This window comes from Hymenobacter aerophilus DSM 13606 (assembly GCF_000382225.1).
Taxonomy (GTDB): domain Bacteria; phylum Bacteroidota; class Bacteroidia; order Cytophagales; family Hymenobacteraceae; genus Hymenobacter; species Hymenobacter aerophilus.
On sequence record NZ_KB907820.1, the window covers coordinates 1 to 25,331 of the forward strand.

General features: G+C 63.8%; 23 protein-coding genes. 8 read left to right on the top strand and 15 right to left on the bottom strand.

What is annotated here, in order from left to right:
• Positions 1-262: IS1-like element transposase (locus tag H145_RS24190; RefSeq protein WP_033426122.1), on the bottom strand; the 262-nt coding region annotated here is incomplete at its 3' end.
• A 311-nt stretch (positions 263-573) separates the two neighbouring features.
• Between H145_RS24190 and H145_RS0114305 the strand changes: the two genes are divergently transcribed.
• Positions 574-1,752 carry a THUMP domain-containing class I SAM-dependent RNA methyltransferase gene (locus H145_RS0114305; RefSeq protein WP_019948847.1) on the top strand — a complete coding sequence of 393 codons (1,179 nt, stop codon included), beginning with the start codon at positions 574-576 and terminating at the stop codon, positions 1,750-1,752.
• Positions 1,753-1,927: 175 nt separating this feature from the next.
• Complete coding sequence (locus H145_RS0114310; RefSeq protein WP_019948848.1) at positions 1,928-3,796, top strand: glycoside hydrolase family 13 protein; 1,869 nt, start codon at positions 1,928-1,930, stop codon at positions 3,794-3,796.
• 131 nt (positions 3,797-3,927) lie between these two features.
• Here H145_RS0114310 and H145_RS0114315 read toward each other — a convergent pair whose 3' ends face one another.
• On the bottom strand, positions 3,928-4,272 hold the full coding sequence (locus tag H145_RS0114315; RefSeq protein ID WP_019948849.1) for a four-helix bundle copper-binding protein: 345 nt from the start codon (positions 4,270-4,272) through the stop codon (positions 3,928-3,930).
• 156 nt (positions 4,273-4,428) lie between these two features.
• Between H145_RS0114315 and recQ the strand changes: the two genes are divergently transcribed.
• The 4 genes from recQ (at position 4,429) to H145_RS21410 (ending at position 9,468) form a co-directional block, all read left to right on the top strand.
• The gene (gene recQ, locus H145_RS0114320; RefSeq protein ID WP_019948850.1) at positions 4,429-6,690 is read left to right on the top strand and encodes a DNA helicase RecQ; all 2,262 of its coding nucleotides are present in this window, start codon (positions 4,429-4,431) and stop codon (positions 6,688-6,690) included.
• 308 nt (positions 6,691-6,998) lie between these two features.
• Positions 6,999-7,814, top strand: a complete 816-nt coding sequence (locus H145_RS0114325; RefSeq protein WP_019948851.1) for a LexA family transcriptional regulator — start codon at positions 6,999-7,001, stop codon at positions 7,812-7,814.
• Between the two features lie 205 nt (positions 7,815-8,019).
• Entirely contained in the window at positions 8,020-8,739 is a 720-nt protein-coding gene (locus tag H145_RS0114330) for a pirin family protein (protein ID WP_019948852.1), read from the top strand.
• Between the two features lie 9 nt (positions 8,740-8,748).
• On the top strand, positions 8,749-9,468 hold the full coding sequence (locus H145_RS21410; protein ID WP_019948853.1) for a GAF domain-containing protein: 720 nt from the start codon (positions 8,749-8,751) through the stop codon (positions 9,466-9,468).
• A 92-nt stretch (positions 9,469-9,560) separates the two neighbouring features.
• Here H145_RS21410 and H145_RS0114340 read toward each other — a convergent pair whose 3' ends face one another.
• The 7 genes from H145_RS0114340 to H145_RS0114370 all read right to left on the bottom strand — a co-directional run bounded on the left by H145_RS0114340 (position 9,561) and on the right by H145_RS0114370 (position 17,890).
• Positions 9,561-10,415, bottom strand: coding sequence for an alpha/beta hydrolase (locus H145_RS0114340; protein ID WP_026351532.1), 855 nt, complete (start codon positions 10,413-10,415; stop codon positions 9,561-9,563).
• Between the two features lie 43 nt (positions 10,416-10,458).
• Positions 10,459-12,303 carry a M2 family metallopeptidase gene (locus H145_RS0114345; protein WP_019948855.1) on the bottom strand — a complete coding sequence of 615 codons (1,845 nt, stop codon included), beginning with the start codon at positions 12,301-12,303 and terminating at the stop codon, positions 10,459-10,461.
• 66 nt (positions 12,304-12,369) lie between these two features.
• Positions 12,370-13,311, bottom strand: coding sequence for a M90 family metallopeptidase (locus H145_RS0114350; RefSeq protein ID WP_019948856.1), 942 nt, complete (start codon positions 13,309-13,311; stop codon positions 12,370-12,372).
• Between the two features lie 70 nt (positions 13,312-13,381).
• Positions 13,382-13,777, bottom strand: coding sequence for a low molecular weight protein tyrosine phosphatase family protein (locus tag H145_RS0114355; protein WP_019948857.1), 396 nt, complete (start codon positions 13,775-13,777; stop codon positions 13,382-13,384).
• Positions 13,708-15,012 carry a sugar MFS transporter gene (locus tag H145_RS0114360; RefSeq protein ID WP_019948858.1) on the bottom strand — a complete coding sequence of 435 codons (1,305 nt, stop codon included), beginning with the start codon at positions 15,010-15,012 and terminating at the stop codon, positions 13,708-13,710. Before H145_RS0114360 ends, H145_RS0114355 begins: the two co-directional genes overlap by 70 nt.
• Positions 15,013-15,268: 256 nt before the next feature.
• Positions 15,269-16,687, bottom strand: a complete 1,419-nt coding sequence (locus H145_RS0114365) for a DEAD/DEAH box helicase (RefSeq protein WP_019948859.1) — start codon at positions 16,685-16,687, stop codon at positions 15,269-15,271.
• A gap of 243 nt (positions 16,688-16,930) precedes the next feature.
• Complete coding sequence (locus H145_RS0114370; protein WP_083937799.1) at positions 16,931-17,890, bottom strand: YihY/virulence factor BrkB family protein; 960 nt, start codon at positions 17,888-17,890, stop codon at positions 16,931-16,933.
• 525 nt (positions 17,891-18,415) lie between these two features.
• On the opposite strand from H145_RS0114370, the gene H145_RS21415 reads away from it, so the two are divergent.
• Positions 18,416-18,943, top strand: coding sequence for a DUF2062 domain-containing protein (locus tag H145_RS21415; protein WP_169513197.1), 528 nt, complete (start codon positions 18,416-18,418; stop codon positions 18,941-18,943).
• A 94-nt stretch (positions 18,944-19,037) separates the two neighbouring features.
• Here H145_RS21415 and H145_RS0114380 read toward each other — a convergent pair whose 3' ends face one another.
• From H145_RS0114380 to H145_RS22890, 3 genes are all read right to left on the bottom strand, one after another.
• Entirely contained in the window at positions 19,038-20,030 is a 993-nt protein-coding gene (locus H145_RS0114380) for an enhanced serine sensitivity protein SseB (protein ID WP_019948862.1), read from the bottom strand.
• Positions 20,031-20,133: 103 nt separating this feature from the next.
• Positions 20,134-20,880, bottom strand: a complete 747-nt coding sequence (locus tag H145_RS0114385; RefSeq protein ID WP_019948863.1) for a LytR/AlgR family response regulator transcription factor — start codon at positions 20,878-20,880, stop codon at positions 20,134-20,136.
• The gene (locus tag H145_RS22890; RefSeq protein ID WP_019948864.1) at positions 20,877-21,920 is read right to left on the bottom strand and encodes a sensor histidine kinase; all 1,044 of its coding nucleotides are present in this window, start codon (positions 21,918-21,920) and stop codon (positions 20,877-20,879) included. The genes H145_RS0114385 and H145_RS22890 overlap by 4 nt, the downstream gene beginning before the upstream one ends.
• 252 nt (positions 21,921-22,172) lie before the next feature.
• On the opposite strand from H145_RS22890, the gene H145_RS0114395 reads away from it, so the two are divergent.
• Entirely contained in the window at positions 22,173-23,573 is a 1,401-nt protein-coding gene (locus H145_RS0114395; RefSeq protein ID WP_019948865.1) for an alpha/beta hydrolase family protein, read from the top strand.
• A 189-nt stretch (positions 23,574-23,762) separates the two neighbouring features.
• Here H145_RS0114395 and H145_RS0114400 read toward each other — a convergent pair whose 3' ends face one another.
• Genes H145_RS0114400 through H145_RS0114410 form a run of 3 tightly spaced genes read right to left on the bottom strand, consistent with a single transcriptional unit; the run spans position 23,763 to position 25,323 of the window.
• Positions 23,763-24,191 carry a c-type cytochrome gene (locus H145_RS0114400; protein ID WP_157541608.1) on the bottom strand — a complete coding sequence of 143 codons (429 nt, stop codon included), beginning with the start codon at positions 24,189-24,191 and terminating at the stop codon, positions 23,763-23,765.
• Positions 24,188-24,871: an SCO family protein gene (locus H145_RS0114405; RefSeq protein WP_019948867.1), complete on the bottom strand. Its 684-nt coding sequence runs from the start codon at positions 24,869-24,871 to the stop codon at positions 24,188-24,190. Before H145_RS0114405 ends, H145_RS0114400 begins: the two co-directional genes overlap by 4 nt.
• Positions 24,872-24,882: 11 nt before the next feature.
• A complete protein-coding gene (locus tag H145_RS0114410; protein ID WP_157541610.1) occupies positions 24,883-25,323 on the bottom strand; it encodes a hypothetical protein in 441 nt (146 codons plus the stop codon).
• Between the last annotated feature and the right edge of the window lie 8 nt (positions 25,324-25,331).

The following is a 25,331-nucleotide window of genomic DNA, read 5'->3' on the forward strand; positions in this document are numbered from 1 at the left end:
ATCTTTTTTTTAGCTGCGCCATCACGGTTTGCGCGCTGATGCCCAGTACGCGGGCCGTGTCGCGAATGCCGCTGCCGTTCAGGGCCAACTGCTCAATTTTGTCGGCCGTGCCAGGCGCCGCGCCTTTGTGCTGATAGTGTAGCTGAAAGCGGCGGCGACACCTCGTGCAGCGGTAGCCCTGTCGTCCATCGGCTGTACGCCCATGCCGGTACACGTGTTCAGGCTGGTGGCAATGCGGACAAACAACAGCTTCGTAGATCATACCCCAAGATAGTACTTTCTACTTATCTAACACACGACCAAAGCATTTAATTGAATCCTTGAAAAATTTATTCACGTTATGGAATTTTAGGTGTGAACGTATTTAATTTATCAAGTGTATTACTAGATACACTAATTTAATTCTGTCTATTGTCCCTGATTCTCAAAAAAAATGCCCCCATTATTAAGGTGGTAATTGTAAGACATAATATCGAATGGCTCACACAATTCAACTGCTGTGACCATCCGCCGCTCCAATATACACGCTTGGCCCGAATTCCCGACCTTTGCGGCTTCACCTGACGCTACCCTATGTCCACTAACCGCCGCGACCAGCCGTTTTACATGACCGCCACCACCCAGTTCGGGCTCGAAGAAGTGCTGGCCGACGAGTTGCGGGCGCTGGGTGCCAAAATTGAGAAGGTGGGGCAGCGGGCCATCGAGTTCAGCGGCAACCAGCAGCTGCTCTACGAAGCCTGCCTGTGGTGCCGCACGGCCGTGCGTATCCTGCGGCCCTTCGCCGGCTTCGCGGCCCCCGATGAAAAATCCCTTTATCGCGAAGTCGGCCGCCTCGACTGGAGCAAGTACCTGCGCCAGGACCAGACGTTTGCCATCACAGCCGTCGTCAACAAGTCCAACCTGGAACACTCGCTGTTCGTGGCCCAGCTCACCAAAGACGCCATTGTGGATCAGTTCCGCAACCGCACCGGCGAGCGGCCCAGCGTCGATGTGAAGAACCCCGATATCCGCTTGCATCTGCACATGCTGGAAAACGAGGTGGTGCTCAGTCTCGATGCCTCGGGCGAGTCGCTGCACAAGCGCGGCTACCGCCAGCAAACCAACGTGGCCCCGCTCAACGAGGCCTTGGCCGCCGGTCTGCTGCTGCTGGCCGGCTGGGACGGCAAAACGACCCTTGTTGACCCCATGTGCGGCTCGGGCACCATCCTTACCGAGGCCGCCCTGATTGCCCAGCGCATCGCGCCAGGGCTATACCACCAGGGCAAGTTCGGCTTCGAGCACTGGGCCGATTTCGATGCCGCGCTCTGGGAATCGGTGCAGCTGGATGCGCGGCAGATGCGGCTGGAGGAACCCCAGTGCTACATCGGCGGCTCTGATTTGAGCCGCGAGTTCATTGAGCTGGCCCGCGAAAACGTGGCCGCCGCCGACCTCGAAGACTTTATTCGGTTGGGCGTGCGCGACGTGAAGGATGCCGTGGCCCCGCCCCGCGAGCCGGCCGGCATCGTGCTCACCAACCCGCCCTATGGCGAGCGAATCGGGGAGGAAACCGAGATGGACGACCTCTACAAAACCATCGGCGACACGCTCAAAACCAACTTTCAGGGCTACGATGCCTACCTGTTCACCGGCAACCTGCAAGCCGCCAAGCGCGTGGGCCTGAAAGCCTCGCGCCGCATCCCGCTCTATAATGGCCCCATTGACTGCCGGTTGCTGAAGTACGAACTGTACCGCGGGACGCGCAAGGTGGTGTAGAGACGCATATTTGCGTCTTTGCCTCTCGTCGTTGCTGATGTTGAACGGCAACACCGGACGGGCAACGTCAGCAACGACGAGACGCAACTATGCGTCTCTACATCGTTCTAACCAGAGCAGCTCTGTGACCTCTGCGGGAAACGCTATCAGGCGCAAAATATCCCATCTTACCCTTATGAAAAAACTCCTGCTCCTGCTGCTCCTGCTGCCGCTGCTCACGGTGGCCCAGTCCATCACCCGCGTGAACCCGACCAACTGGTGGGTGGGCATGCAGGAGCCGAAGGTGCAGCTGCTCGTGTACGGCCCGCAGGCCGGCACGCTGGCCTACACCGTCGAGTACCCGGGCGTCACGCTCACCGCAACCCACACCACCGAAAACCCCAACTACGCCTTCCTCGACCTCACGATTGCGCCCGAGGCTAAGCCCGGCACCGTGCGGCTGGTGGGCCGTAAGGGCCGCACGCTCGTCACCCAGAAATGGGAGCTCAAAGCCCGCGACAACCGCCCCAAAGGCCAGGGCGTAACAGACGCCGACCTGATTTACCTGGCCATGCCCGACCGGTTCGTGAATGGCGACCCGAAAAACGACAAATTCAAGGACCTGGCCGATCCCAACGCCGACCGTGCCAACCCGTTCTTCCGGCACGGCGGCGACCTGCAGGGCGCGGCCCAGAAGCTCGATTACCTCCAGGACCTGGGCATAACGGCCGTGTGGTTTACGCCCGTCATCGAAAACGACCAGCCCCTGACCGACGAGGGCGGCAACATGCGCTCGGCCTACCACGGCTACGGTTTCACCGACCACTATACCGTTGATAGGCGGCTGGGCGGCAATGCGGCTTACCTCAGTTTCGTGCAGCAGGCCCACGCCAAAGGCCTGAAAGTGGTGCAGGATGCCGTGTACAACCATGTGGGCATCAACCACTGGTTTGTAAAGGATTTGCCCTCCAAGGACTGGTTGCACCAGTGGCCCAGCTACACCAACACCAGCTACCGCCAGCAACCCATCACCGACCCGCACGCGGCCCAGATTGACCGGCTGGTAACTACCGACGGCTGGTTTGTGCCCTTCCTGCCCGACCTCAACCAGCAGAACCCCTACGTAGCCAACTTCCTGATTCAGCACGCGCTCTGGACCGTGGAAACGTTCGGGGTGGATGCTTGGCGCATCGACACCTATATGTACAACGACCAGCCCTTCATGAACCGCTGCAATGCGGCGCTGCTGGCGGAATACCCGCGCATCCACATCTTCGGCGAATCGTCGGTGAACAACGTGGTCGACCAGGCCTACTATGTGCGCAACAAGATTGACTTTCCCTTCAAGTCCAACCAGCCCGGCGGCCTCGATTTCGTGCTCGAAGGCGGCATGCTGGCCGGCCTGAAGGAAGTGGGTACGCCTGCCGCCCTGGGCTGGGACAACGGCGCCCAGCGTGTGTACCAGGCCCTGGCCCAGGATGCCGTGTACCAGGACCCCACCAAGCTCGTCACCTTCCTCGACAACCACGACCACAACCGTTTCCTCTCGGAAATGGGCGAAGACGTGGCCAAATTCAAGCTGGGCCTCACCTGGCTGCTGACCACCCGCGGCATCCCCAGCCTGTACTACGGCACCGAAATCCTGATGAAGAACTTCAAGGACCCCTCGGATGCCGAAGTGCGGCGCGACTTTCCGGGCGGTTTTCCCGGTGATAAGCAGAACAAGTTTACCGCCGCCGGCCGCACCGCCGAAAACGACGCCTTCAATTTCGTGCGCACCCTGGCCACCTACCGCCGCACGCACCCCGCGCTCAGCTCGGGCCAGCTGATGCAATACCTGCCCGAAAACGGCCTCTACGTGTACTTCCGCTACGATGCCAACGGCACCGTAATGGTCGCCACCAACACCACCGACAAGCCCGCCACCCTGCCCACCGCCCGCTTCGCCGAGCGCATGAGCGGCTTCACGCGGGCCAAGAACGTACTAACGGGGGAGGCGCTTACCGACTTGAGCACCTTGCAGCTGCCCGCCAAAACGGCCGTGGTGCTGGAGTTGGGCAAATGAACTGAAACAAGCCCAAGCCGCTTGTCATCCTGAGCTTGCGAAGGACCTATACAGAAGCTAATCAATGGATATGGCTTCTGTATAGGTCCTTCGCAAGCTCAGGATGACAAGCGACTTTGGCTTATCCGGCCTTACTTCTGGTAAGCCTTGCAGGCCTCGATGCAGGCGCGGCAGGCTTCGGCGCATTTCTGGCAGTGCTCGTGCTTATGCTTGCCGCACTCGTCGGCGCACTTCTGGCAGATTTCGAGGCACTCCTTGAGCACGTGCTGGGCGTGGTCGGAGCCGCGGGCGATGAAGGCGTGGGTGAGGCGGCAGATGTCGGCGCAGTCGCGGTCGAGGCGGATGCAGGGAACCATCATCTTGATGTCGTCTTCGTGCAGGCAGGCGTCGGCGCACATTTCGCAGGCGGCAATGCAGCGGCTGAGGGCGTCGAGAACCTGCTGGTTTTGGGTGGCGGAAGTGGTGGGTTGATTCATGTGGGCAAAGGATATAATAAATGAATTGATAGGCTCTTGTACGGGAGCCAGCTACGGCCGGCCGTGCACGATTCGGCGGGCTTGGTGCACGATTCCCGCTTTGGGCGGGTTATCTTCCTGCTTTCTCCCCGCCGCCATTTGCCGTATCTTTACGCTATGTTATTTGCTGCCGAACCCCTCGCCCCAACCATCGAATCCGCCCGTAAAGTCCTCAAGAAATACTACGGCTATGACGCGTTCCGGCCGATGCAGGAGGACATTATCAGCAACATCATGGGCGGGCAGGACACGGTGGTGCTCATGCCCACCGGCGGCGGCAAAAGCATCTGTTTCCAGGTGCCGGCCGTGGTGCAGGAGGGCGTCTGCATCGTCGTCTCGCCGCTGATTGCCCTCATGAAAGACCAGGTGGAGGCGCTAAAGGCCAACGGTATCCCGGCCGCCTACATCAACTCCAGCATCGGCAGCAGCGAGGCCAACAACATTGCCGCCGACTGCCTCAACGGCCACCTCAAGCTGCTCTACGTCAGCCCCGAAAAGCTGCTCTCCGACGGCTTTATGTCGTTTCTGAAGCGGCTGCGCGTGAGTATGTTTGCCATCGACGAGGCCCACTGCATCAGCTCCTGGGGCCACGATTTCCGGCCCGAGTACACCCAGCTACGGGTGCTGCGCGACCAGTTTCCGCAGGTGCCCATCATCGCCCTCACCGCCACCGCCGACCGCCTCACCCGCCGCGACATCCAGCAGCAGCTGCGCCTGAGCAAGCCCAAGGTGTTTCTATCGAGCTTCGACCGGCCCAACCTCAACCTCATCGTGCGGCCGGGGCAAGACCGGGTAGGGGGCATTCTGGAGTTTCTGGAGCGCCACCAGGGCGAGGCGGGCATCATTTACTGCCTGAGCCGCAAGCAGTGCGAAACGCTGGCCCAGAAAATCCAGGCCAAGGGCATTAAGGCCGGCTACTACCACGCCGGTCTCACGCCCAACCAGCGGGCCGCGGTGCAGGAAGGGTTTCTCAAGGACGATTTGCAGGTGATTGTGGCCACCATCGCCTTCGGCATGGGCATCGACAAGAGCAACGTGCGCTGGGTGATTCATTACAACCTACCCAAAAACATCGAGGGCTACTACCAGGAAATCGGCCGCGCCGGTCGTGACGGCTCGCCCGCCACGGCGCTGCTGTTCTACTCGTTCGGCGACGTGATGAGTTTGCGCGACATGCTCACCAAGGAAAACCCGCAGCTCAACCAGCTCAACCTCACCAAGCTGGAGCGGATGCAGCAGTTTGCCGAGGCCGCCGGCTGCCGCCGCCGCATCCTGCTCAACTATTTCGGCGAAACCCTGGCCCACGACTGCGGCAACTGCGACATCTGCCGCAACCCGCCCACCACCTTCGACGGCACCGAAATAGCCCAGAAGGCCCTCTCGGCGCTGGTGCGGGGCCGCGAGCGGCTCAGCATCAGCCTGCTGATTGACGTGCTACGCGGCATGCGCAACCAGGCCGTTATCAGCGGCGGCTACGACCAGATAAAAACCTACGGCGCCGGCCGCGACCTGCCCTACCTCGACTGGTACAGCTACGTGCACCAGATGCTGAATGACGGGCTGGTTTACATTGCCTATGAGGAAGGTTACGCGCTGAAAATCACGGATTTGGGTCGTGAGGTGCTGCAGGGCCAGCGGCCGGTGTCGATGAAGAAGTTTCAGCCCGCCGAGAAGGCCGAGAAGAAGCCGCGGGGCCGCAAAGCTGCCGCGGCCGCCGCTTCGACTGCCGCCCCCACTTCGCGCGAGGCCCAGTTGTTTGAGGCCCTGCGGAGCCTGCGCAAGCGCATTGCCGACGAGCAGGGAGTGCCGCCCTACGTGATTTTCACCGATGCCACGCTGACGGAAATGGCGGCCGAGCGGCCCGTGAACCGGGTGGCCATGCTGGGAATTTCGGGCGTGGGCATGAAGAAGTTCGACACCTACGGCGAGGCGTTTATCCGCGAGGTGCTGGCCCACGGCGGCAACCCCGCCGCCCAGGCCGAGTTTGGCGACGAGCTGCCCGCCAATCTCGACCCTGACGACCCGGGTGCGCCCCGCGCCCCGCGCAAGAAGGAGGCAAACACCGAATCCGGCTCCACCATCGACACCACCTTTCAGCTGCACCGCATGGGCCTGAGTTCCGAAGCCATTGCCGAGCGTCGCGGCCTGACGCTGGGCACCGTGCAAACCCACCTGACCACGCTCTACACCAACGGCGCCGAGCTGCGGCTGGAGGACTTCCTGACTTCGCAGGACCTGGCCAACATCCAGACCGCCGTGGCCCAGCTCGGCGGCCAGCCCCTGCTGCGCGACCTGTTCGACCACCTGCGCGAGGACTACGACTATTTCCGGCTGCGGCTGGCCCAGCAGTATTTCCGCCGCTTGCGCGGAGAAGGGTAGTAGGAAGTTAACTGAATAGAAACGGTCATTCAGAGCGCAGCGAAGAATCTTGCGTGCCAAAGTAATCCTGCTATCAGGAGTTACCAATGCACGCGGGATTCTTCGCTGCGCTCTGAATGACCGTTTTTCTATAGACCTCGGCTGAACGCTACCGTTCAGGTTGGCTAAATCAGCCTGCTGGCCCTATCGCAAAAATATTAGTAAATTTTTCAGCTAATTGAATTAGTATTATCGTAATGGAGTTCCTATCTTCGTGAGCCGGCCCGTACTTGCCCTTGTCGACCTGTTTTCCCGGCTCCTTCTGCGTTATGATTAACACCAACCTTAAATTCTGGCGGCGCGAGCTGAGCCTCACCCAGGCGCAGATGGCCGAAAAACTGGGCATCAAACGCTCGTTGGTGGGCGCCTACGAGGAGGGCCGGGCCGAACCCAAGCTGGCCACCCTCGTGAACATGGCCCGCCTGTTCGGCATCACCCTCGACGCGCTGGTAACCACCGACTTCAGCAAAAAGAAGAACGCCAAGGCCGCCGCTCAGCTCCAAGCCCAGAACGCCCAGATGGCCGCTACCGACACCAGCGCCATGCACGCGGGCGGCAAGTTGCGCATCCTGGCCCTGACCGTGGACCGCGAGCAGAACGAAAACATCGAGCTGGTGCCCCAGAAAGCGGCCGCCGGCTACCTCAACGGCTACGCCGACCCCGAGTACCTGGAGGAGCTGCCCAAGTTCCGGCTGCCTATGCTGGGCAGCTCGGGCACGTTCCGGGCCTTCGAAATTGCCGGCGACTCGATGCTGCCCATTGCCAGCGGCACCGTGATTGTGGGCCGCTACGTGGATGACTGGCTGAACCTGAAGGACGGTACGCCCTGCATCATCGTCAGCAGCAAGGAGGGTATTGTGTTCAAGCGCGTGTTCAACCGCCTGAAAAACAACGCCATGCTGGCCCTGCACTCCGATAACCCGCTGTACTCGCCCTACGAAATCGACGTGGAGGATGTGGTGGAAATCTGGGAAGCCAAGGCCTATATCAGCAGCACTTTCCCGATTGCCGACCTCTCGCTGACGCGGCTGGCCAGCATCGTGCTCGACCTGCAGCAGCAGGTTTCGACCATGAAAAAGGTGTAGCAACCAATAGACAGCGCATCAGCAATAGCTCAACGGCCCCCGCAGACCTCGGTTTGCGGGGGCCGTTGTTTGCACGCCGCTGCGGGAAGTAGGAGGGCCGTGTGGGCTTTATCGGGCTGGGGCCGCAGCCGGGCGGGCGGGGCGCCTAACTTCCGGGGGCCGGTTGCGTAAATCTGCCCAGTACTCACTTGTCTACTCTTTCCTGATGCTGAAACTCATTCCTGCCACCGACCGCTACCACGCCACGCCCACCAACTGGCTCAGCAGCTACTACCTGCTGAGCTTCGCTGACTACAACGACCCCGACAACGAGCATTTCGGTCCGTTGCGGGCGTTCAACGATGCCACCATTCAGGGCAAGGGCGGCTACCCGCAACAGCCGCGCTCCGAGATGGAGATTCTGACGCTGGTGCTCGATGGCGAGCTGCAGCACGACGACACGATGGGCAACCGCGGCGTAGTGAAGAAAGGCGATGCGCAGCGCATCACGGCCGGTACGGGCCTGGCGCACGCCGAAATGAACGCCACCGACACGCCCACGCATATTTTTCAGATGTGGCTGCTGCCCAGCCAGCAGGGCCTGGCGCCCAGCTACGAGCAGAAGGACGTGGACCTGTTCGGGGCCAGCAACGAGCTGATTCCGGTGGCTTCGGGCCAGAAAGTGCTCGAAGACCTGCTCTACATCAACTCCAACAGCACGGTGTACTGGTGCAACCTGGATGCCGACGAAACCGTGCGTTTCAAAACATTTCCTATCCGCAACACTTTCATTTATGTGATGGAAGGGCAGCTTTTCGTGAACGGCGTCGATATTGGCACCAGCGACCAGTTGCGGGCTACCGACGAGCATGTGCTCGAAATTAAGGCAACGGCCGATGCCCGCTTTGTGCTGCTCGACCTGCCGGCCACTCCGGCCAATTACTAACCTTTTTCCATGAGTGTTTCCTTTCCCGAAAGCCTGATTCCGGCCTCCGATGCCGACCGGCTGCGGGCCCTGCACCTATACCAGATTGCCAACACGCCGCCCGAGCCCATTTTCAACGATTATGTCGAGTTGGCCACGCAGCTGTTCAGCACGCCCATCGCCGTTATTTCGCTGGTCGATGAGGAGCAGGTTTGGTTTAAGGCGGTGGCCGGGGTAGAGGGCCTTAGCGAGCTGCCGCGCAACGCCAGCCTGTGCTCGGCGGCCATTCTGGTTGACGTTCCCATCATCACCTCCAACTATTCGCCCGACAGCTGCCAGCTCATCAAGCCCGATGTGGCCCGGCAGATGGGGCTGAACTTTTACGCCGGCTCGGCCCTGCGCACGCCCGACGGTTCGCGCATCGGAATGCTGGCCGTTATTGGCCGGGAAGAACGGGCGCTGTCGGAAGCCGAGCAACAGGTGCTGGTGCTGCTGGCCGGGCTCGTCAGCCATACCATCGAGCTCCGGATTATCTATCTGCAGGCCAACCAGCCCCACGAATGGGAGGCCGCCCAGCGCGAACTGATGCACACGCTCGACGACAACGCGACGCTAATCCGCTACCTGTCGGCCCGCAGCAATGGCCTCAACCTCAACGACGCCGACATCCATAGCCTGGTGCTGCAGCGCTTTGCGGGGCTGCAAAAGGTGCTGGACGACCGTATAAACGAAAGTCGTCAGCCGAAGTAAGCCTCCTGACATATCAACCCTAAAAAGGGCTGCCCCAGCGGGCAGCCCTTTTTTTATGGCCCTTTGCGTTGCCGGAAGTGCCCGGGCTCGGGTTACTTTTTGACGGGTCCGACGGCGGGCGCCAGCACGGTCCGCAGGCCCCGGAGGGCGGCCGGGTGGTAAATGGTGGCGTGCGTTTCGTTGGGCAGCGAGAGGGCGGTAGTGCTCAGGCGCGGATTGGCGGCCTTCTGCAGGATAACGCCCAGCTCGCGGGTTTCGCGGGCAATATCGGGCTGGCTGCTGGCGGCCATGTACAGCGTTTTGGGCGGGCCCTGGTACTGGCGGGCCACGGCCGGCGCCATCTGCAGCAGGTGCTCCTTATTCCACCACAGGCTGGGGTCGAAAGCCAGGTAGGTATCAAACAGATCGGGCTCGGTCAGAAAGGTTTCCACCACAAACAGCCCGGCCAGCGACTCGCCGATAATGGCTTTTTCGGGCGTTACGCGGTAGCGCTTCTGCACTTCGGGCATCAGCTCCTGCCGCAGAAACTGCCGGAAAGCGGCCGAGCCGCTCACCCGCGGGGCAATCTTGCGGTCCTGGGGGTCGGTGGTGGGGCCGGTCAGGTCGCGGCGGCGCTCGGTGTTTTCGATGCCCACCAGCAGAAACGGCCGCATCGTGCCATTGCCCACCAGCACCTGCACCAGCCCGGCCACGTGCAGGAAATCCTCGGCCATGCCGCCATCGGGCATGTACAGCACCGGCAGCGCCGCCCCGGCCGAATCGGGGGCGCCGGCCGGCCGGTACACATTAATGCGCCGGGTTTCGCCCAGCACCCGCGAAGGCAGCGTAAACGTCTGGCCAATAACGAGCGGAGCAGCAGGCGTGGCCTGCTGGGCCGTGGCGGGCCGGGCGCACCCCAACCCCAGCAGCGCCAGCGCACCAATTCTAAAAAAGCGAGGAAGTAGCATGAGCAGGAAAAAAGCGGTCCGGCACTGCTGCCGGACCGTGGGGTTACATGGTGTATTTGCGGCCTTTGTTTTTCTCCTTGAGGTAGGCCATCAGCGGCTGAAAATACTCGACCATAGCGCGGGCCGAGAGGTCTTCGCCGGTTTTCTCCTTCAGCACCCTGCGCCAGTCCTTGCTGGCGCCGGGCCGCATGATGTCGGCCAGAAATGCGCCCACTTCCTTGCTGCCGTAGTAGTTGGTGGCGTGCGGGTCCTGGTGCAGAATCTGTTTGGCGATGTGGTCGTGGAGCTGGAACAGGATGACGTAGCTCAGGGCGTAGTCGTAGTACTGGGCCGGGTCGTCGTTGATGTGGGTTTTGGTGGCCGGGTCGAGGTACTGCTCGCCGCGGGCCGTAGCCGGCACGATGCCCTGGTACTGCTTGGTCAGCTCCCACCAGCGGGCGTTAAGCTGGTCGGCGGGCAGGTTGTCGGCGTAGAAGCTGTTTTCCCACTCGCTCATCACCCCCGAAGCAAACGGAATAAACACCACCGAGCCCAGCGCCTCTTTCAGCAAAGCCTGCATCTCGTCGGTTTTCACCTTGGGGTCAATCAGCCCCAGCCCGGCCAGAAAGGGCTTCTGGCGGGCCGCCAGGCCCATCAGGGAACCCATGGCCTCGTGGTAGGCGCGGTTGGCGCCGCTGCGCAGCAGCACCGGCACCTCGGGGTTGGAGTAGCTGAGGTAGTAGTAGATGTGGCCCAGCTCGTGGTGGGTGGTTTCGTACCACTCGGTGTTGGGTTCCACGCTCATCAGGCTGCGCACGTCCTGCTCCAGGTTCATGTGCCAGGCCGAGGCGTGGTTGTTCTTCTTGTAGTCGGCCCCCTTGGGCAGCGGGTACAGGCTGGATTTCTGGTAGAACGAGGCCGGCAGGGCCGGGAAGCCCAGGCTCTGGTAGAAGCGCTCGGCCTGCTGCACTTCCCACTCGGCGCCCTTTTTGGCCAGCACCGGGTCGAGGTCGAGGCCTTTTACGTCCACCATGCTGCTCCAGTCTTGGCCCCAGCGGTTAGGCAGCCACGAGGCGGGCAGGTAGTCGGGCACCTGCTTCACGCCGTACTGCTTGGCAAGCTCGTAGCGGGCGTAGGTGTGCAGCTCGCGGTAGAGCGGGCGCAACTCCTGGTTGAGCTGGCGCACCAGCGTCATCATTTCCTCCCGGTTCAAACCGTAGTCGGAGGCCTGGTAGGTGAAGTAGTCGGGGTAGCCCAGGGCCTGCACGGTCTGGTTGCGCAGGTCGCGCAGGTTCAGCAGGCCGGGTTTCAGCGTGGGCCCGATTTCCTTGCTGGCGACCCAGATCTGCTCCCGCCGGGCCGGATTTTTCTCCTTGCGCAGCAGGTCGTCGAGGTCGTTGGTCGTCACCGATTTGCCCTGATACTTGTAGTCGAAACCGTAAAGCTTCTCAGTCTGCTGGGCTTCGGCCTTGATGCGGGCCTTCACCACGTCGGCAATGGTCTGGGGCGAGTTGGCGGCGTTGTAGAGGGCCGTTTCGAGCTGCTTCACCTGCAGCTCGGTTAGTTCGGCCTTGTGCTCCAGCAGCTCGCGCAGGCGGGCAATGTTGGCGCTGGAGCCCGTGAAGGCCGCCAGCCTCTCGTTGGCGCGGGCCGTGGCGCCGGCGTTGGCCGTGTCGCCGGGCACGATGTGGGTGTTGGAGCGCCACTCGGCCTCCGCCGAAGCCGTGTAAAGCTGCTGGTACTGGCCCGAGTAGTAGTTCAGGTAGGTTTCGGCCAGCGAAGGCCAGTGGGGCGCAGCGGCTTCGGGCTGGGCTTCGGGCGGAGTTGTGGCTACCGGAACCTGGGCAGTGGGGGCGCAGGCCGCCAGCAGGGCGGCGGCGGTCAGAACGGGAATAAAGGACTTTTTCACGGGCGGGCTGGAAGTGGCGGAAGGGGTACGGTTGATTGGCCAAGGTACGCAACCTCCCGAAAAGCCCTATACCGCCGCTTCCTGTCCCAGGTGGCAGTCCTTGTACTTCTTGCCGCTGCCGCAGGGGCAGGGCGAGTTGCGGCCGAATTTGCGGCGGCTGCGCAGCGTCTTCAGCCACTCGCGCGGGTCGACGGCGCGGCGCAGGAAGCGGCTCCGCGGGTTCTGGCGGAAGGCCAGCAGCAACAGGCCGTACAGCTCAGGATGATGCTCCTGCAGCTTCTCGGGCTTCTCGAAAAAATACTCCGTCACGACGGCGAAAAACTCGGCCTCGTTGGTGCCCGCGTAGTCATTGATTTCGGAGTTGCCGGCCCGGATGGCCTCAATTTCGCGCTTCATCACGGCTTCCCACTCGGGACGCAGGGCGGCGGGCAGCGCCAGGCCGGGCACCCCGTCAATCACGCCGTCGGCCTCATCGAGCAGGTGGGCAAACTCGTGGATGCCCACGTTCTGCTTGTCCAGCGCATCCTGGAAGCCGCGCTCCAGCGACGTTTTCGACAGGCGCATGTAGTGCGAAGTCTGAAAGCCCTGCACGCTGCCGAGCAGCGTGCCTTCGAGGCCTACGTACTCCTTGTTGGGGTCGCGCTGCAGCGTCCAGGCGTCGGGCACCACCAGCACTTCGCTCAGGTTGCAGTACTCCCAATCGGGAAAGCCGAACACCGGAATGATGGCCGAGGCCGCCACCAGCAGCCGGGTGGTGTCGTCCAGCTCGGTTTGCACGCCCGTTACGCGGGTCTGGGCCAGAAACAGCTGCACGCGCTTCTCAAAGCGGGTGCGGTCGACTTCAGTCAAGGAGAGGTAGAAGGCCACCCGCTCGCTGAGCACCTGCCGCCAGGCCGCCGGGAATTCCTCGGCTAGGGCGGCTTTTTTCAGACGCGCATCCTGGGTGAGGTACCTATAGAAAAAGAAGCCCACCAGGGCCACCAGGGCAAAAAACAAGACGTAAGACATGGCCCGCTAAACGGGCGCGAGCCGGTCCGGGTTGGCCGCCACGATGGTCGCCACGGCGTGCAGCCCGCACCTACACATCCACGGCCAGCTGTTCGCGCAGCCGCTCACGCAGCAAGTCGACCAGTAGGTGGCTCATAAACTGAAATTTATCAGGGATGCGCAGGTTGATGACGCGCTTGCCGGCCAGCTCCTCCGGGAACTTCTGGCGCAGGATATCGGCGTGGCGGCGCTCCATCACCAGCACCACCTCGGCCCAGCCCAGGTGGCCGGCCGTAACGCGCACGCGGGCGCCCGGCTCGGTGCCGGCCGAGCGGGCCTGACAGGTAGGATGGTTGTCCAGCAGCCGTTCGGCCGTCAGGCTGCGCCAGCGGTTCTGGCTGCAGATAAACAGCAGCTTCAGGTGAAAACGGGCACTGCCGGAGCCGGGGCTACCGCTGCCGGCCGGTGGCCTTTGAGGCCGTACCACACAATGTAGGCGTAGCAAAGCACCGGCAGCACGAAGGCCCAGCGCAGGCTGCTGCCATCGGCCACCATGCCAAACAGCAGCGGAATGATGGCCCCGCCCACAATGCCCACGTTCAGCAGGCCCGAGGCCTCCTCGGTGTGGCGGCCCAAATCGCGCACGGCCAGCGTGAAAATGGTGGCGAACATGATGGAGTTCATCAGCCCCACGGCCAGCAGGCTCCACATGGCCAGCGCGCCGGTCGAGCTCACCGACAGCAGCACCAGCGCCACCGCGCCCAGCGCGTTGCCGGCCAGCAGCCGGCCCGGGTTGAACTTGTTGAGCAGGTAGGCGCCCAGAAACCGGCCCACCATCGCTCCGCCCCAGTACCAGGCCACCTTGTCGCCCGCCACTTTGGGCGTCAGGTTCATCACGTCGGGCAGGTGCAGGTACGAGACGATGTGCGAGCCGATGGCCACCTCGCCGCCCACGTAGGCGAAAATGCCCAGCACGCCGAACACGAGGTGGCGGTAGTGGTAGGCGCGGCGGCTCAGGTCCTCGGTTGCCGATTCGGCATGCGTGATTTTAGGCAGCCGGAGCAGGGCCAGCAGCAGGCTGATGAGCACCAGCACGGCCCCGATAGCCAGGTAGGGCGTCTGCACCGCCTTCACATCGATGGCCGCGGCCGAGGCGGCCGTGTCGAGGTCGGGCAGGTGCTTGAGGATGAGGGCCGAGCCCAGCAGCGGGGCCACCGTAGTGCCCAGCGAGTTGAAGGCCTGCGTGAGCGTGAGCCGGGCCGGGGCCGACGGGGCCGGGCCCAGAATGGCCACGTAGGGGTTGCCCGCCACCTGCAGCAGCACCACGCCCGTGGCCAGCACGAACAGCGCGCCCAGAAACAGGCCGTAGCTGCGGCTGTCGGCGGCCGGGTAGAACAGGAACGCCCCGAGCGCGGCAATCAGAAAGCCCGCCAGCATGCCGCCCTTGTAGCCGATGCGCTGCACCAGCCGCCCGGCCGGAATGCCCATCACGAAGTAGGCCCCGAAAAAGCACAGGTTAATCAGGTTGGCCTGGGTGTAGCTGAGGCTGAAAATGGCCTTCAGGTAGGGAATCAGGATGTCGTTGAGACAGGTGATAAAGCCCATCATGAAGAACAGCACCGTCAGCGAGGCCAGAGCCGGGGTGTAGTTGGGTGTTTCGGTGCCGGGTGCGTTTGGGGAGGCCGCGGCGGGCAGCGGGGCAGACGTAACAGGAGCGGCCATATGCGGCGAGGGTGAGAAACGGTGGGCAGTTAAGCAGCAGAACCGCACGCACGGCTCCGCCTGCCAAAGTAGCAGATTTCGGCCGGATACCGGCTACATGTGCCTATGCTATACTTGTTTGCATCAGTATTGGCAAAAGCAGCATCATTGCACCGCCCGGCAACCAGTCGGCAACCCTGAAAACGACTTCGCCCGCGCCGGCAGCCGGGGTGGCTGCCAGCGCGGGCGAAGCGCGGCGGAAAGTGCGGTAGGAGCGCTAAGCCACCACCGATACGCGCACTTTGCGGCCTTTCACCTTGGTGCCGGCCAGGCGCTCGGCCACCAGCTGGGCCTGCTCGCGGGGCACGGCCACGTAGCTGTAGTAGTCGAATACCTCAATGTGGCCCACCTCGTCGCGGGCCACGCCGCCCACGTTCACGAAGGCGCCAACTAGGTCGTGGGCGCTTACTTTATCCTTTTTACCGGCCGAAACGTGCAGCGTGACGTTCTCGGGGCGCGGGGCCTTGGGGGCGGCGGGTGGCAGCTTGGGCGCGTGCAGGGGCTTCCACTTGATGCCCGCGGCCACCGGCCATTTGCTTACGTGGGTCTTCTCTTTCTCGGTGGCCAGCAGGTGAGCCGTGCCGGCGGCCCCGGCGCGCGCCGTGCGGCCGGCGCGGTGCTGGAAACCGTCGGCCTTGTCGGGCGCGTCGTACTGCACCACCGTATCGAGCTGCGTTACGTCGATGCCGCGGGCGGCTACGTCGGTGGCCACCAGCACTTGGCTGGAGCCGTTGCGGAGTTTGAGCAGGGCTTTGTCGCGCTCGGGCTGGGGCATTTTGCCGTGCAGCACCTCGGCCGCCACGCCGCGGCCCACCAGAAAGCGCGTCAGCTCCATGCACCGGTCGCGGGTGTTGCAGAAGATGAGGGCGCGGCCGGTTTCGGGCAGGTTCAGCAGGTGCAGCAGCGCGGCGGGTTTCTGCTCGATGGGGCCCACGTGGCCGAGCAGCGTCAGGTTTTCGGGCAGCTCGTCGGTGTCCTGGCCGGCATTTACCACCCGCGGGCGGGTCAGGTTCTTGCGAATCAGCTCCACCACTTTGTCCGACATCGTGGCCGAGAACAGCAGCGTCTGGCGGCGGCGGGGCAGGCGCTTGATAATTTCCACCAGCTCGTCCTGAAAGCCCAGCTCCAGCAGCTTGTCGGCTTCGTCCAGAATCAGGGTTTTCAGCTGATTGGGGATGATGGAGCGCCGCTCGAAGTGGTCGAGCAGACGGCCGGGCGTCGCCACCACGATGTGCGGGGCCTGGGTAAGCGAGGCGGTTTCTTCGCGGAACGCGTGGCCGCCGTAGAAGGCTGCCACCCGCAGGTTGGGCAGGTACTTGCCCAGCTTTTTGAGGGCATCGCGCACCTGCAGGGCCAGCTCGCGGGCGGGTACCAGCACGATTACCTGCACGGCGTCCTGCTTTAAATCGAGCAACTGCAGCACCGAGAGGCCGTAGGCGGCGGTTTTGCCCGAGCCGGTGGGCGCCTGCCCGGCCACATCCTGCCCGGCCAGGGCCATGGGCACTACCTGCTCCTGCACGGGCGTGGGGGCCTCAAACTGCAGCTCGGCCAGCGCCTGCAGCAGCTCGGGCGCCAGGCCCAGGTCGGCGAAGGTGGCGGTAGTGGGGGCGGGGGTAATCGGTTCGGTCGGAGTCATGGTCGGGGATTCAGCCGACAAAGGTACGGCTTTACGAGAGGGAACAACCAGAAGCGTTATTCTGAGCATGTGGCGCATGGAGCCAGGGACGAGGAATCTCGCGTGCCATAGTAACTTCTAACGACTGGATTAGCGTTGCACGCGAGATTCTTCGACTACGGCTGCGCCTTCGCTCAGAATGACACTTCTATTATCAACGGGCTCCGTACCGTTTCTCACTTCTCACTTCTCACTTCTCACTTCTCACTTCTCACTTCTCACTTCATCTTCCTCCACCACATCGACCAGCTTGTAGCGGACGGCCGATTTTTTGGGGCGGATGTCGAGGCCGGCGTGGTGGGTGTAGGCTTTGGTGAAGCAGGCGCCGAAGTAGAAAATCATGGCCGAATAGAACACGAACAGCAGCACCAGCACAATGCTGGAGGCCGGCCCGTAGATGGGGCCCAGGTTGCGCGGCACCAGCAGCAGGCCCAGCACGCTTTCGCCCAGGCTGATGAGGCTGCCGGTGAGCAGGGCGCCCCGCCACACGGCCTTGCGGGGCACTTTGGCCGAGCTCAGGTTGCGAAACGTAACGCCGCACCAGCCCACAATAATCAGCAGTGAGAAGAACTTGTTGCCCGCTTCGAGCACCAGCTGGCTGAAGCTGGCGTCGAAATACTCGGCGTAGTGGGCCGCGAAGCCCAGGGCAGCATCCGACAGGAAGGCCAGCATCGAGAGCAGGCCCGTGGCCAGCAGCAGGCCCAGCGAGCGGGTCCGTTCCTTGAGCACGGTGCGCAACTGGCCGCTGCTGCGCCGCACCCGCACCTGCCATATCTGGTTGAGCGAGTGCTGAATAACGCCGAACAGGGTGGTGGCGATGAACAGCAGAAACGCAAAGCCCAGCCACGTAACCAGCCGGCTGCGCTGCACATCGGTCACGTTGCGCAGAATCTGCTCGACCAGCCCGGCCGCCGAGGCGCCCAGCAGGTGCGAGAGTTTGGTGAGCAGCAGCACCCGCACCTGCGAGGCCGAATACAGGGAACCCAGCCCCTGGATGAGGATAATGACGATGGGCGGCAGGGCAAACGTGGCGAAGAAAGCCGTGGCCGCGCCCAGCCGCAGCGGGTCGTGGTAGCTGAACTCGCGGGCCGCCCGGCGCAGCAGCAGCCCAAAAACCACGAGCGGCCGACGGGCCAGGCGCAACGGAACAGGAGGAGGGGTCATGGAGGGCGCCGGGGCGAAAGGCAGTCCGGACGGCGCCGGCTGCGGCGCGAAGATACGCGCACTACGGCCGGCGAATGGCGCGCTGGTAAACCGTTGTCAGGCAGTAGTTCCGTTGGGTAGAGACGAAAGCCCGGTATGAAAGAGAAAAGCGCGGGACGTGTTTCGCTTTAGTCAGGACGTGTTTCATCCTGGTCAGGAGGTGTTTTGCAACAGTCGGGACGTGTTTTCGATTAGTCGGGAAGTGTTTTGCTTTGGTCGCGAGGTGTTTTGCTTTGGGCGGGACGTGTTTCGCCTCAGTCGGGAGGTGTTTTAGATTAGCCGGAGGGTGTCTTGCGTTGGTTGGGAGGTGTTTCGCCTTGGTCGGAGGGTGTTTCGACGGAGTCGGGTGCCGTTTGGGGTTGATGGGCAGAGCGAATTATAACTGCGTGACGAGCCTGTCAGGTTCGGCTCCGACTCGGCTTATCTTTGCCAACCGGGCCATCGGCGAGCAAGCCGCCAGGCCCGGTTGCCTTTACGTTGACTGCCGTGTCTGAACCCTCTTTGCCGCCGCCCGCCACACCTGCGCCCCGTAGCTGGTGGCAGCGCCGCCTCCTCGACCCGCTGCTGGGGCTGCTGCGCCAGGGCCTTACGCCACACCAGCTGGCCCTGACGGTGGTGCTGGGCACGGCCTGCGGCACCATTCCGGTGCTGGGCCTGACCACGCTCACGGCCACGGCGGCGGCATTGCGCCTGCGCCTGAACGTGGCCGCCGCCCTGCTCATTGCCCACCTCTGGAGCCCGGTGCAGCTGCTGCTCATCATTCCGCTGCTGCGCCAGGGCGCGCTGCTCTGGGGCGACGATGCGCCCGAACTCACCCTCGACAAACTGCGCTACCTGCTGGCCCACGACTGGTTGGCGGCGCTGCAACTGCTCTGGCACGCCATCCTGGGCGCGTTGCTGCTCTGGGCTGGCGCGTTTCTGGTGCTGGGGCCGGTGCTGTACTTCGCCCTGCGCCCGCTGCTGGCCCGCTTCATGCAAAAAACCAATCAGCCCGAACAAAGCGAAACAGCCTGAACGGCCTCGCCAGAAAGGCCAAAAAAAGAACGCCACCCCTTGCGGAATGACGTTCCTCTCTAAGATCTAAGATCTAAGCTCTAAGCTCTAAGCTCTAAGCGCGGGCGTATACCGGCTCGGTAGTGCGCAGGTACTGCACCAAGGGCTCTTCGGAGGTGGGGTCAATCAGCATCAGGTCCACGAACTGGGCCTCGTTGATGTTGCCCTGGATAACCGGGCCCAGGTCCTGCATGAAGGCCGGGTCGGTTCCCTCGGTATCGAAGGCCACGAGCAGGCGCGACTGCTCGGGCGCGTTCTGCAGGCGCATTTCGGCCAGGTACACGTTGCGGATGGCGGGCTGCGTGGCGCTGTACTCGCGCAGGGCGGCGAGCAGGGCGGTGGGCTCGGGCTCGGGCTGGTGCAGCGTTACCTGCACGTCCTGCTGCGGGGCGCCCTCGAACAGCTGACCAGCCATCAGGGCCTTAATTTCGTCGGCGGGAAGCAGCTTGCCTATGGCCGAGAACGGGTTAAGGGCGCAGTCGGCATCCTGCACCATGGAGAAGAAGTCGTGGCCCCGCAGGCGCATGTAGGTGACGCTGCCCTCGGGCACGGCACCATTGTCGAAGATGCGCTCCACAGACGTGAAAATGGCGATTTTGCCGTCGTGCAACGCCTGCAGCTGAATCTCCATGCCTTCGGTGGGCGTCACCTCGCCGGGCTCCTGGTCTTCCCTGGCCGCCAGCACCACGGCAATTTCCTCCCCCAGCAGGGCCTGGTAGAAGGGGGCACGGAACTGCGGCTCGTAGGAAGCCTGGAGCAGCAATTGCTCCAGAATGTTGGTGGGCTCGAACGCGGGCTGCTCAGGCATCTCGCCCTCGGGCTGGCCGCCCATCATGCCGGGCATGGCAATGGGCGGGGCCGGCGGAATCATGGGCAGGGGCGCGGGGGCCTCCGGGGCGGGCATCTGGTAGTTGGCACCCTTGTAGCGCGGGCCGGCCGGCTCGGCCGGAGCGGCGGGCGCAGCACCCGATTCGGGAGCCTTGGCGGGAGTTGCGGGGGCCGAAGCGTTGTCTTCGGGCTTCTTCTTTAGAAAGTCAAACAGGGCCATATTCAAGCAAGGAAATGAGGCTGCAAGCTAAGCAGGTTTGGGCGAAGATGCACGGCCAAAACCGGCCGGCAGCCAAACGCCTACCCAAAAACAACCGCCCGGCTCAGCCCGCAGTTCCCGGCCAGTGGCGCAGAAACTCCTGCCGAAAGGCGGCCCCCAGCGGCAGCACCTGCCCGCCGCGCACCGTCGGCTGGTTGCCTTCGAGCCGCTCGATTTGCCGCAGCGGCACCACGTAGGACTTATGCACCCGCAGGAAATCGGGGGCCGGCAGCTCGTCGGCCAGCAGCCGGCGCAGCGTGTCGGTTACCACGATGCGGCCGGCGGCGGTGTGCACCTTCACGTAGTTGCCGTAGGCTTCGAGCCAGCGGATATTGGCCAGCGGCACGCGGTGGGTGCTGGTCCCGTCGCGCAGCAGCAGGGCGGCCGGCGCGGTGGCAGGTGGTGCGGGCAAAGCCGCTGCTGTGGCAGCCGCAACAGCTGGCGCAGGCACGGTGGGCAAGCGGCCCACGGCCTTCAGAAAGCGCGGAAACGGCACCGGCTTCAGCAGATAATCGACCACGCCAAACTCGTAGCCTTCGAGCGCAAACTCGGCGTGGGCCGTGGTGAGGATGACGTGGGGCGGGTGGGGCAGGGCCGCCAGCAGCTCCAGACCGCTCATTTCGGGCATCTGAATATCGAGCAACACCACATCGACGGGCTGGCGGTGCAGAAACGACAGCGCCTCGGCGGCCGTGTAGCAGTGGCCGGCCACGCGCAGGTGCGCCACGCGCTCCACGTAGGTGCGCAGCACGTCGTGGGCCAGCGGCTCGTCGTCCACAATCAGCACGGTCGTCAGGGGCGTGGTTGTCATAGGTCGAGCGTGAGTTGGGTGAGAAACTGGTCGGGCGCGGCGGGGTTGGGGGCGGCCAGCAGCCGGTGGCGGTGGGGGTAGAGCAGGGCCAGGCGCTGGCGGGTGTTGCTGAGGCCCGTGCCGGTGCCGCCTTGTTGGTCGGTGGGCGGGGGCAGGGCGTTGCGCAGGGTTAGTGTCAGGTGGCGCTCCTGCACGGTGAGTTCCAGCGCCACAAAGCTACCCACGGCCCGGCGGGTACCGTAGGTAAAGGCGTTTTCGACGAGGGCCAGAAACAGCAGCGGCGGCACCGTGAGGCCGGCCACTTCCTCCTCGGCGGGCAGCACCAGCGTAACCGGGCAGCGGGCCCCGAGGCGCAGCTCCTGCAGGCGGGCGTAGTCGCGCAGGTAAGCCAGCTCGTCGGCGAGCGGCACCTGGGCGTGCTTGGTGCTTTCGAGCTGGTAGCGCATCAGCCCGGCCAGGGCCAGCAGCATGTCGGGCGTTTGGGGGCTTTGGGTGAGGCTGAGCGCGTAGAGGCTGTTGAGGGTGTTGAACAGAAAGTGCGGGTTCACCTGGGCTTCCAGCAGCCGCAACTGCTGCTCGCGCTCCAGCAGATTCCGCCGCAGCAGATTGCGCCGCTGGGCCACGGTGCGCCACACCATCAGCAGGCCCAACGACAACAGCATGGTGAATACCGCGTTGGTGGCCGTTTTGAAGGTGCCCGGATGCAGGCCCGGCCACAAGAGCTCCGAAGCCAGCTCCAGCACCAATGCCCAGCCCAGCAGCGCCAAGGCATACCAGCCGTAGCGGCCCTTGTCGAAAAGGCGCGGTACCAGAACCAGATTGTTGCCGTACGCCGCCCCCATCGTAACCAGCGTAAACTCCTGCAGCGTCGCCTCCCGATCGTACTGTATGCCCGGCGGCAGCTGCGCCATCAGGAAGCGCATAAACAGCAGCAGGCTGGTCCAGATCAGCGCATCGCGCAGCAGCAACAGGGGCCACACCCGCCGGGCGGGCAGTACCAGCGCAGGCGCAGCCGGTGCGGGCAAAGGGTGTTTGGGCATCGGAAAAAAGGATAGAAAGCGGCAGAAAACCACCTAAACAAAGATATGCGCCCATCCGACCCCCGGCAACGCGGCAGGATGAACGCGGTTCATCCGCTCGGTGCGGGCGTTGGTCCGGCCGGGGCATCGGGTTGTCCGAAAGTTTTTCGGTGGCCATTGGCGCGCTGCACTTTTGCCTTAGTTCCACCGCCGCCAAACGCTGAAGCAATAAACGTATCTTCTCCCATCTACCTTCCTTAACTTTCCTGCCGCATGAAAACGCTCCGCCACCTCCTTGCTGCCCAATTGCTGCTGCTTGCGCCCGCCGCCTTTGCCCAATCGACCCCCGATGCCGCGGGCAGCTGGCAGGGCCAGATTACGCTGCCCGGCCAAAGTCTGCGCGTAATCTTCGACCTGCAAGGTGCCGCCAACCAGCTCAGCGGCACGATGGCCGTGCCCCAGCAGGGAGCCACGGGCCTGCCGCTGTCGAGCGTAGTGGTGCGCCACGACAGCCTGCTGATTGGGGCCGACAAAATTGGCGGGCGCTTTGCCGGCCGCTTCGCCGCCGATGGGCAGCAGGCCGCGGGCGTCTGGAGCCAGGGCGGCGGCCAGTTCCCGCTGACCCTGACGCGCAACACGACCGGCGCCGCGGCTCCCGCCCCCAACCGCCCCCAGGAGCCCAAGGGCCCGCTGCCCTACCGCGCCCTCGACCTCACGTTCCCTAACCCCAAAGGCGGTTTCAAGCTGGCCGGCACGCTCACGCTGCCCCAGGGCAAGGGGCCGTTTCCGGCCGTGGTGCTGGTATCGGGCTCGGGCCCCGAAGACCGCGACGAAACCGTGTTCGGCCACAAGCCCTTCCTGGTGCTGGCCGATTACCTGACGCGCCGGGGCTTTGCGGTGCTGCGCTACGACGACCGGGGCACGGCCCAATCGGGCGGTATCTACAAGGATGCGCTCACGGCTGATTTCACCGCCGACGCCCAGGCGGCGCTGGCTTACCTGCGCACCCGCCCCGACATCAAGCCCCGCCAAGTAGGCCTCATCGGCCACAGCGAAGGTGGCCTGATTGCCTGGCAGGCCGCCGCCCAGCCTAAAGGCCCCGATTTTGTGGTGAGTCTGGCCGGCCCGGGCGTGCCCGGCGACGCTGTGCTGCTGCGCCAGCAGGCCGACCTGGGCCACGCCGCCGGCGCCGATTCGGCCGCCATCGGGGCCAACCGCCGGCTGCATAAGGCTCTTTTTGCCGCTCTACGCCGGCTGCCGGCTACGGCTTCCACCACCGAGGCTACGCAGCAACTGGCCGCCGTCATGCAGCAGCAAGTTCCGGCTATGAGTTCCGAGGAAGCGCAAAAACAGGCTGCCGGGCTCACCGCGCCCTGGCTGCGCAGCTTCCTGCTCACCGACCCGGCCACGTACCTGGCCAAGGTAAAAGTGCCCGTACTGGCCCTCAACGGCACCACCGACCTGCAGGTAGCCGCCGATGAGAACCTGCCCGCCATCGAGCGGGGCCTGAAAGCGGCGCGCAACTCCCACGCCACCGTGCGCGCCCTGCCCGGCCTCAACCACCTCTTCCAAACCGACCCTCAAGCCACCAGCCATTACGCCGACATCGAGGAAACCTTCGCCCCATCCGCGCTCCAAGTAGTCGGCGACTGGCTGGCGACAGCGGTGAGATAGTGGTTAAATTTTAGAACAGAACGTCATTCAGAGCGAAGCGAAGAATCTCGCGTGCAATGGTAACCCCGTCGTCAGGAATTACTGTGGCACGCGAGATTCTTCGCTCCGCTCTGAATGACGTTCTTTCACTACTCACTACTCACTACTCACTACTCACTACTCACTACTCACCACCTCACTATTTCACCGCTACTGCCCGTCGGAGCCGTTGCAGCGGCCGAGCAGCTCGGAGGTTTCGCGGATGGTGTAGGACTGGTTGGTGTTGCCCCAGTTGGTTTGCAGGAAGTTGAGCAGGTTGGTGATTTGCGAGTCGGTCAGGTCCTCGTGGCCGGGCATTACCTGGTTGTAGTGAATGCCGTTGACCACGATGTCGCCCTGCATGCCCTTGCGAACGAGGCAGGGCAGCTCGGTGCGGTGCTGCGCGATGTAGTCGGCGGCGGCCACGGGCGGAATGAGGCGCTCCAGCCCCTGGCCCTGGTCGCCGTGGCAGCTGCTGCAGTGGGCGGCGTAGAGCTGGGCGCCCTCGTTCTGGCGCTCGGTAAAGCAGCTTTCCAGCGAGAAGGCCAGCGTCAGGAGCAGGGCGCCCGCTCCGGCCAGCCGCAACGAACGGCTCCTCATTTGGCGGCTACGGGTTGCGTTTCGGCCTCTTCCTTCAGCAGCACCGGAATGTCCTTAATCAGCTGGTCGACCTGCTCGGGCACCATGCCGTCGTACAGGCCCCGCACCCGCCGCTGCGAGTCGATGAGGGCGAAGGTGCCGCTGTGGGCGTAGCCACCGGGCACGCTGGCATCGGCCTCGGCGCCGGTCATATAGGCTTTGGCCAGCGCGAAAATCGAGTCGCGGCCGGCCGTGGCGAAGTGCCAGCGCGAGGCGTTCTGGATGCCCAGGCGCTCGGCATAGTCGCGCAGCACCGGAATCGAGTCGTGCGCCGGGTCGATGGTGTGGCTCAGAAACAGCACCTTGGGGTTGTCTTCGAAGGCTTTGTACACCCGCAACAGCTCGCTCTGCATTTTGGGGCAGATGCTGGGGCAGGTGGCAAAGAAGAAGTCGGTGACGTAAATCTTGCCGGCAAACGTCTGGTTGGTAATCACCTGCCGGTCCTGATCGGTGAGGCGGAAGGCCGGAATAGGGTCGGGCAGCGTGTCGGCGGGCGAGGTGGGCTCCGAGTGCTTGATGCCGTAGATTGACAGGCGTTCAGCCGGCTTATCGGCGGGAGCGGAGCAGCTGCCGAGCGAGAAGCTCAGGGCAGCCCCGGCAGCGGCCAGCAGCAGGCCGGCGCGGCGAAGCGAAGTAGTCATGACAAAACAGCTTATTGGATAACAGAAGACGAAGGCGCGGCGGCCGCCGGGGCAGTGCCCAGCAGCTGGCGGGCGGCGGCCTGACTGCTTTCAAACAAACGACCCACCGAATCGATGCGTTCCTGCTGGCGGGCATAATAGGCCAGCCGGCGGGCGTCGGCCACGGTGTCGGCCGGGCGGCGGTAACGGTGCATCCAGTCCATCATGCCGTTTTCGGCGCCCACCAGCGCGCGGCGGGCCTGCCCGACGGCCACGGTGTCGGCGGCGGGCGGCGCTTTGGCCAGCTGCTGGCGCAGCTCGTAGAGCTGGTCCATCTGGGCCATCAGCGTGTCGTGGCGGGCCAGCACGGTCTGCTCGGCCGCGGCCAGCTGCGAGCCGGTTTCGGGTTGGGAAGTGGAGGGCTGGCAGGCGGCCAGCACCAGCAGCAACGGAGCGAAACGAAGGGTTATCATGCCCCAAA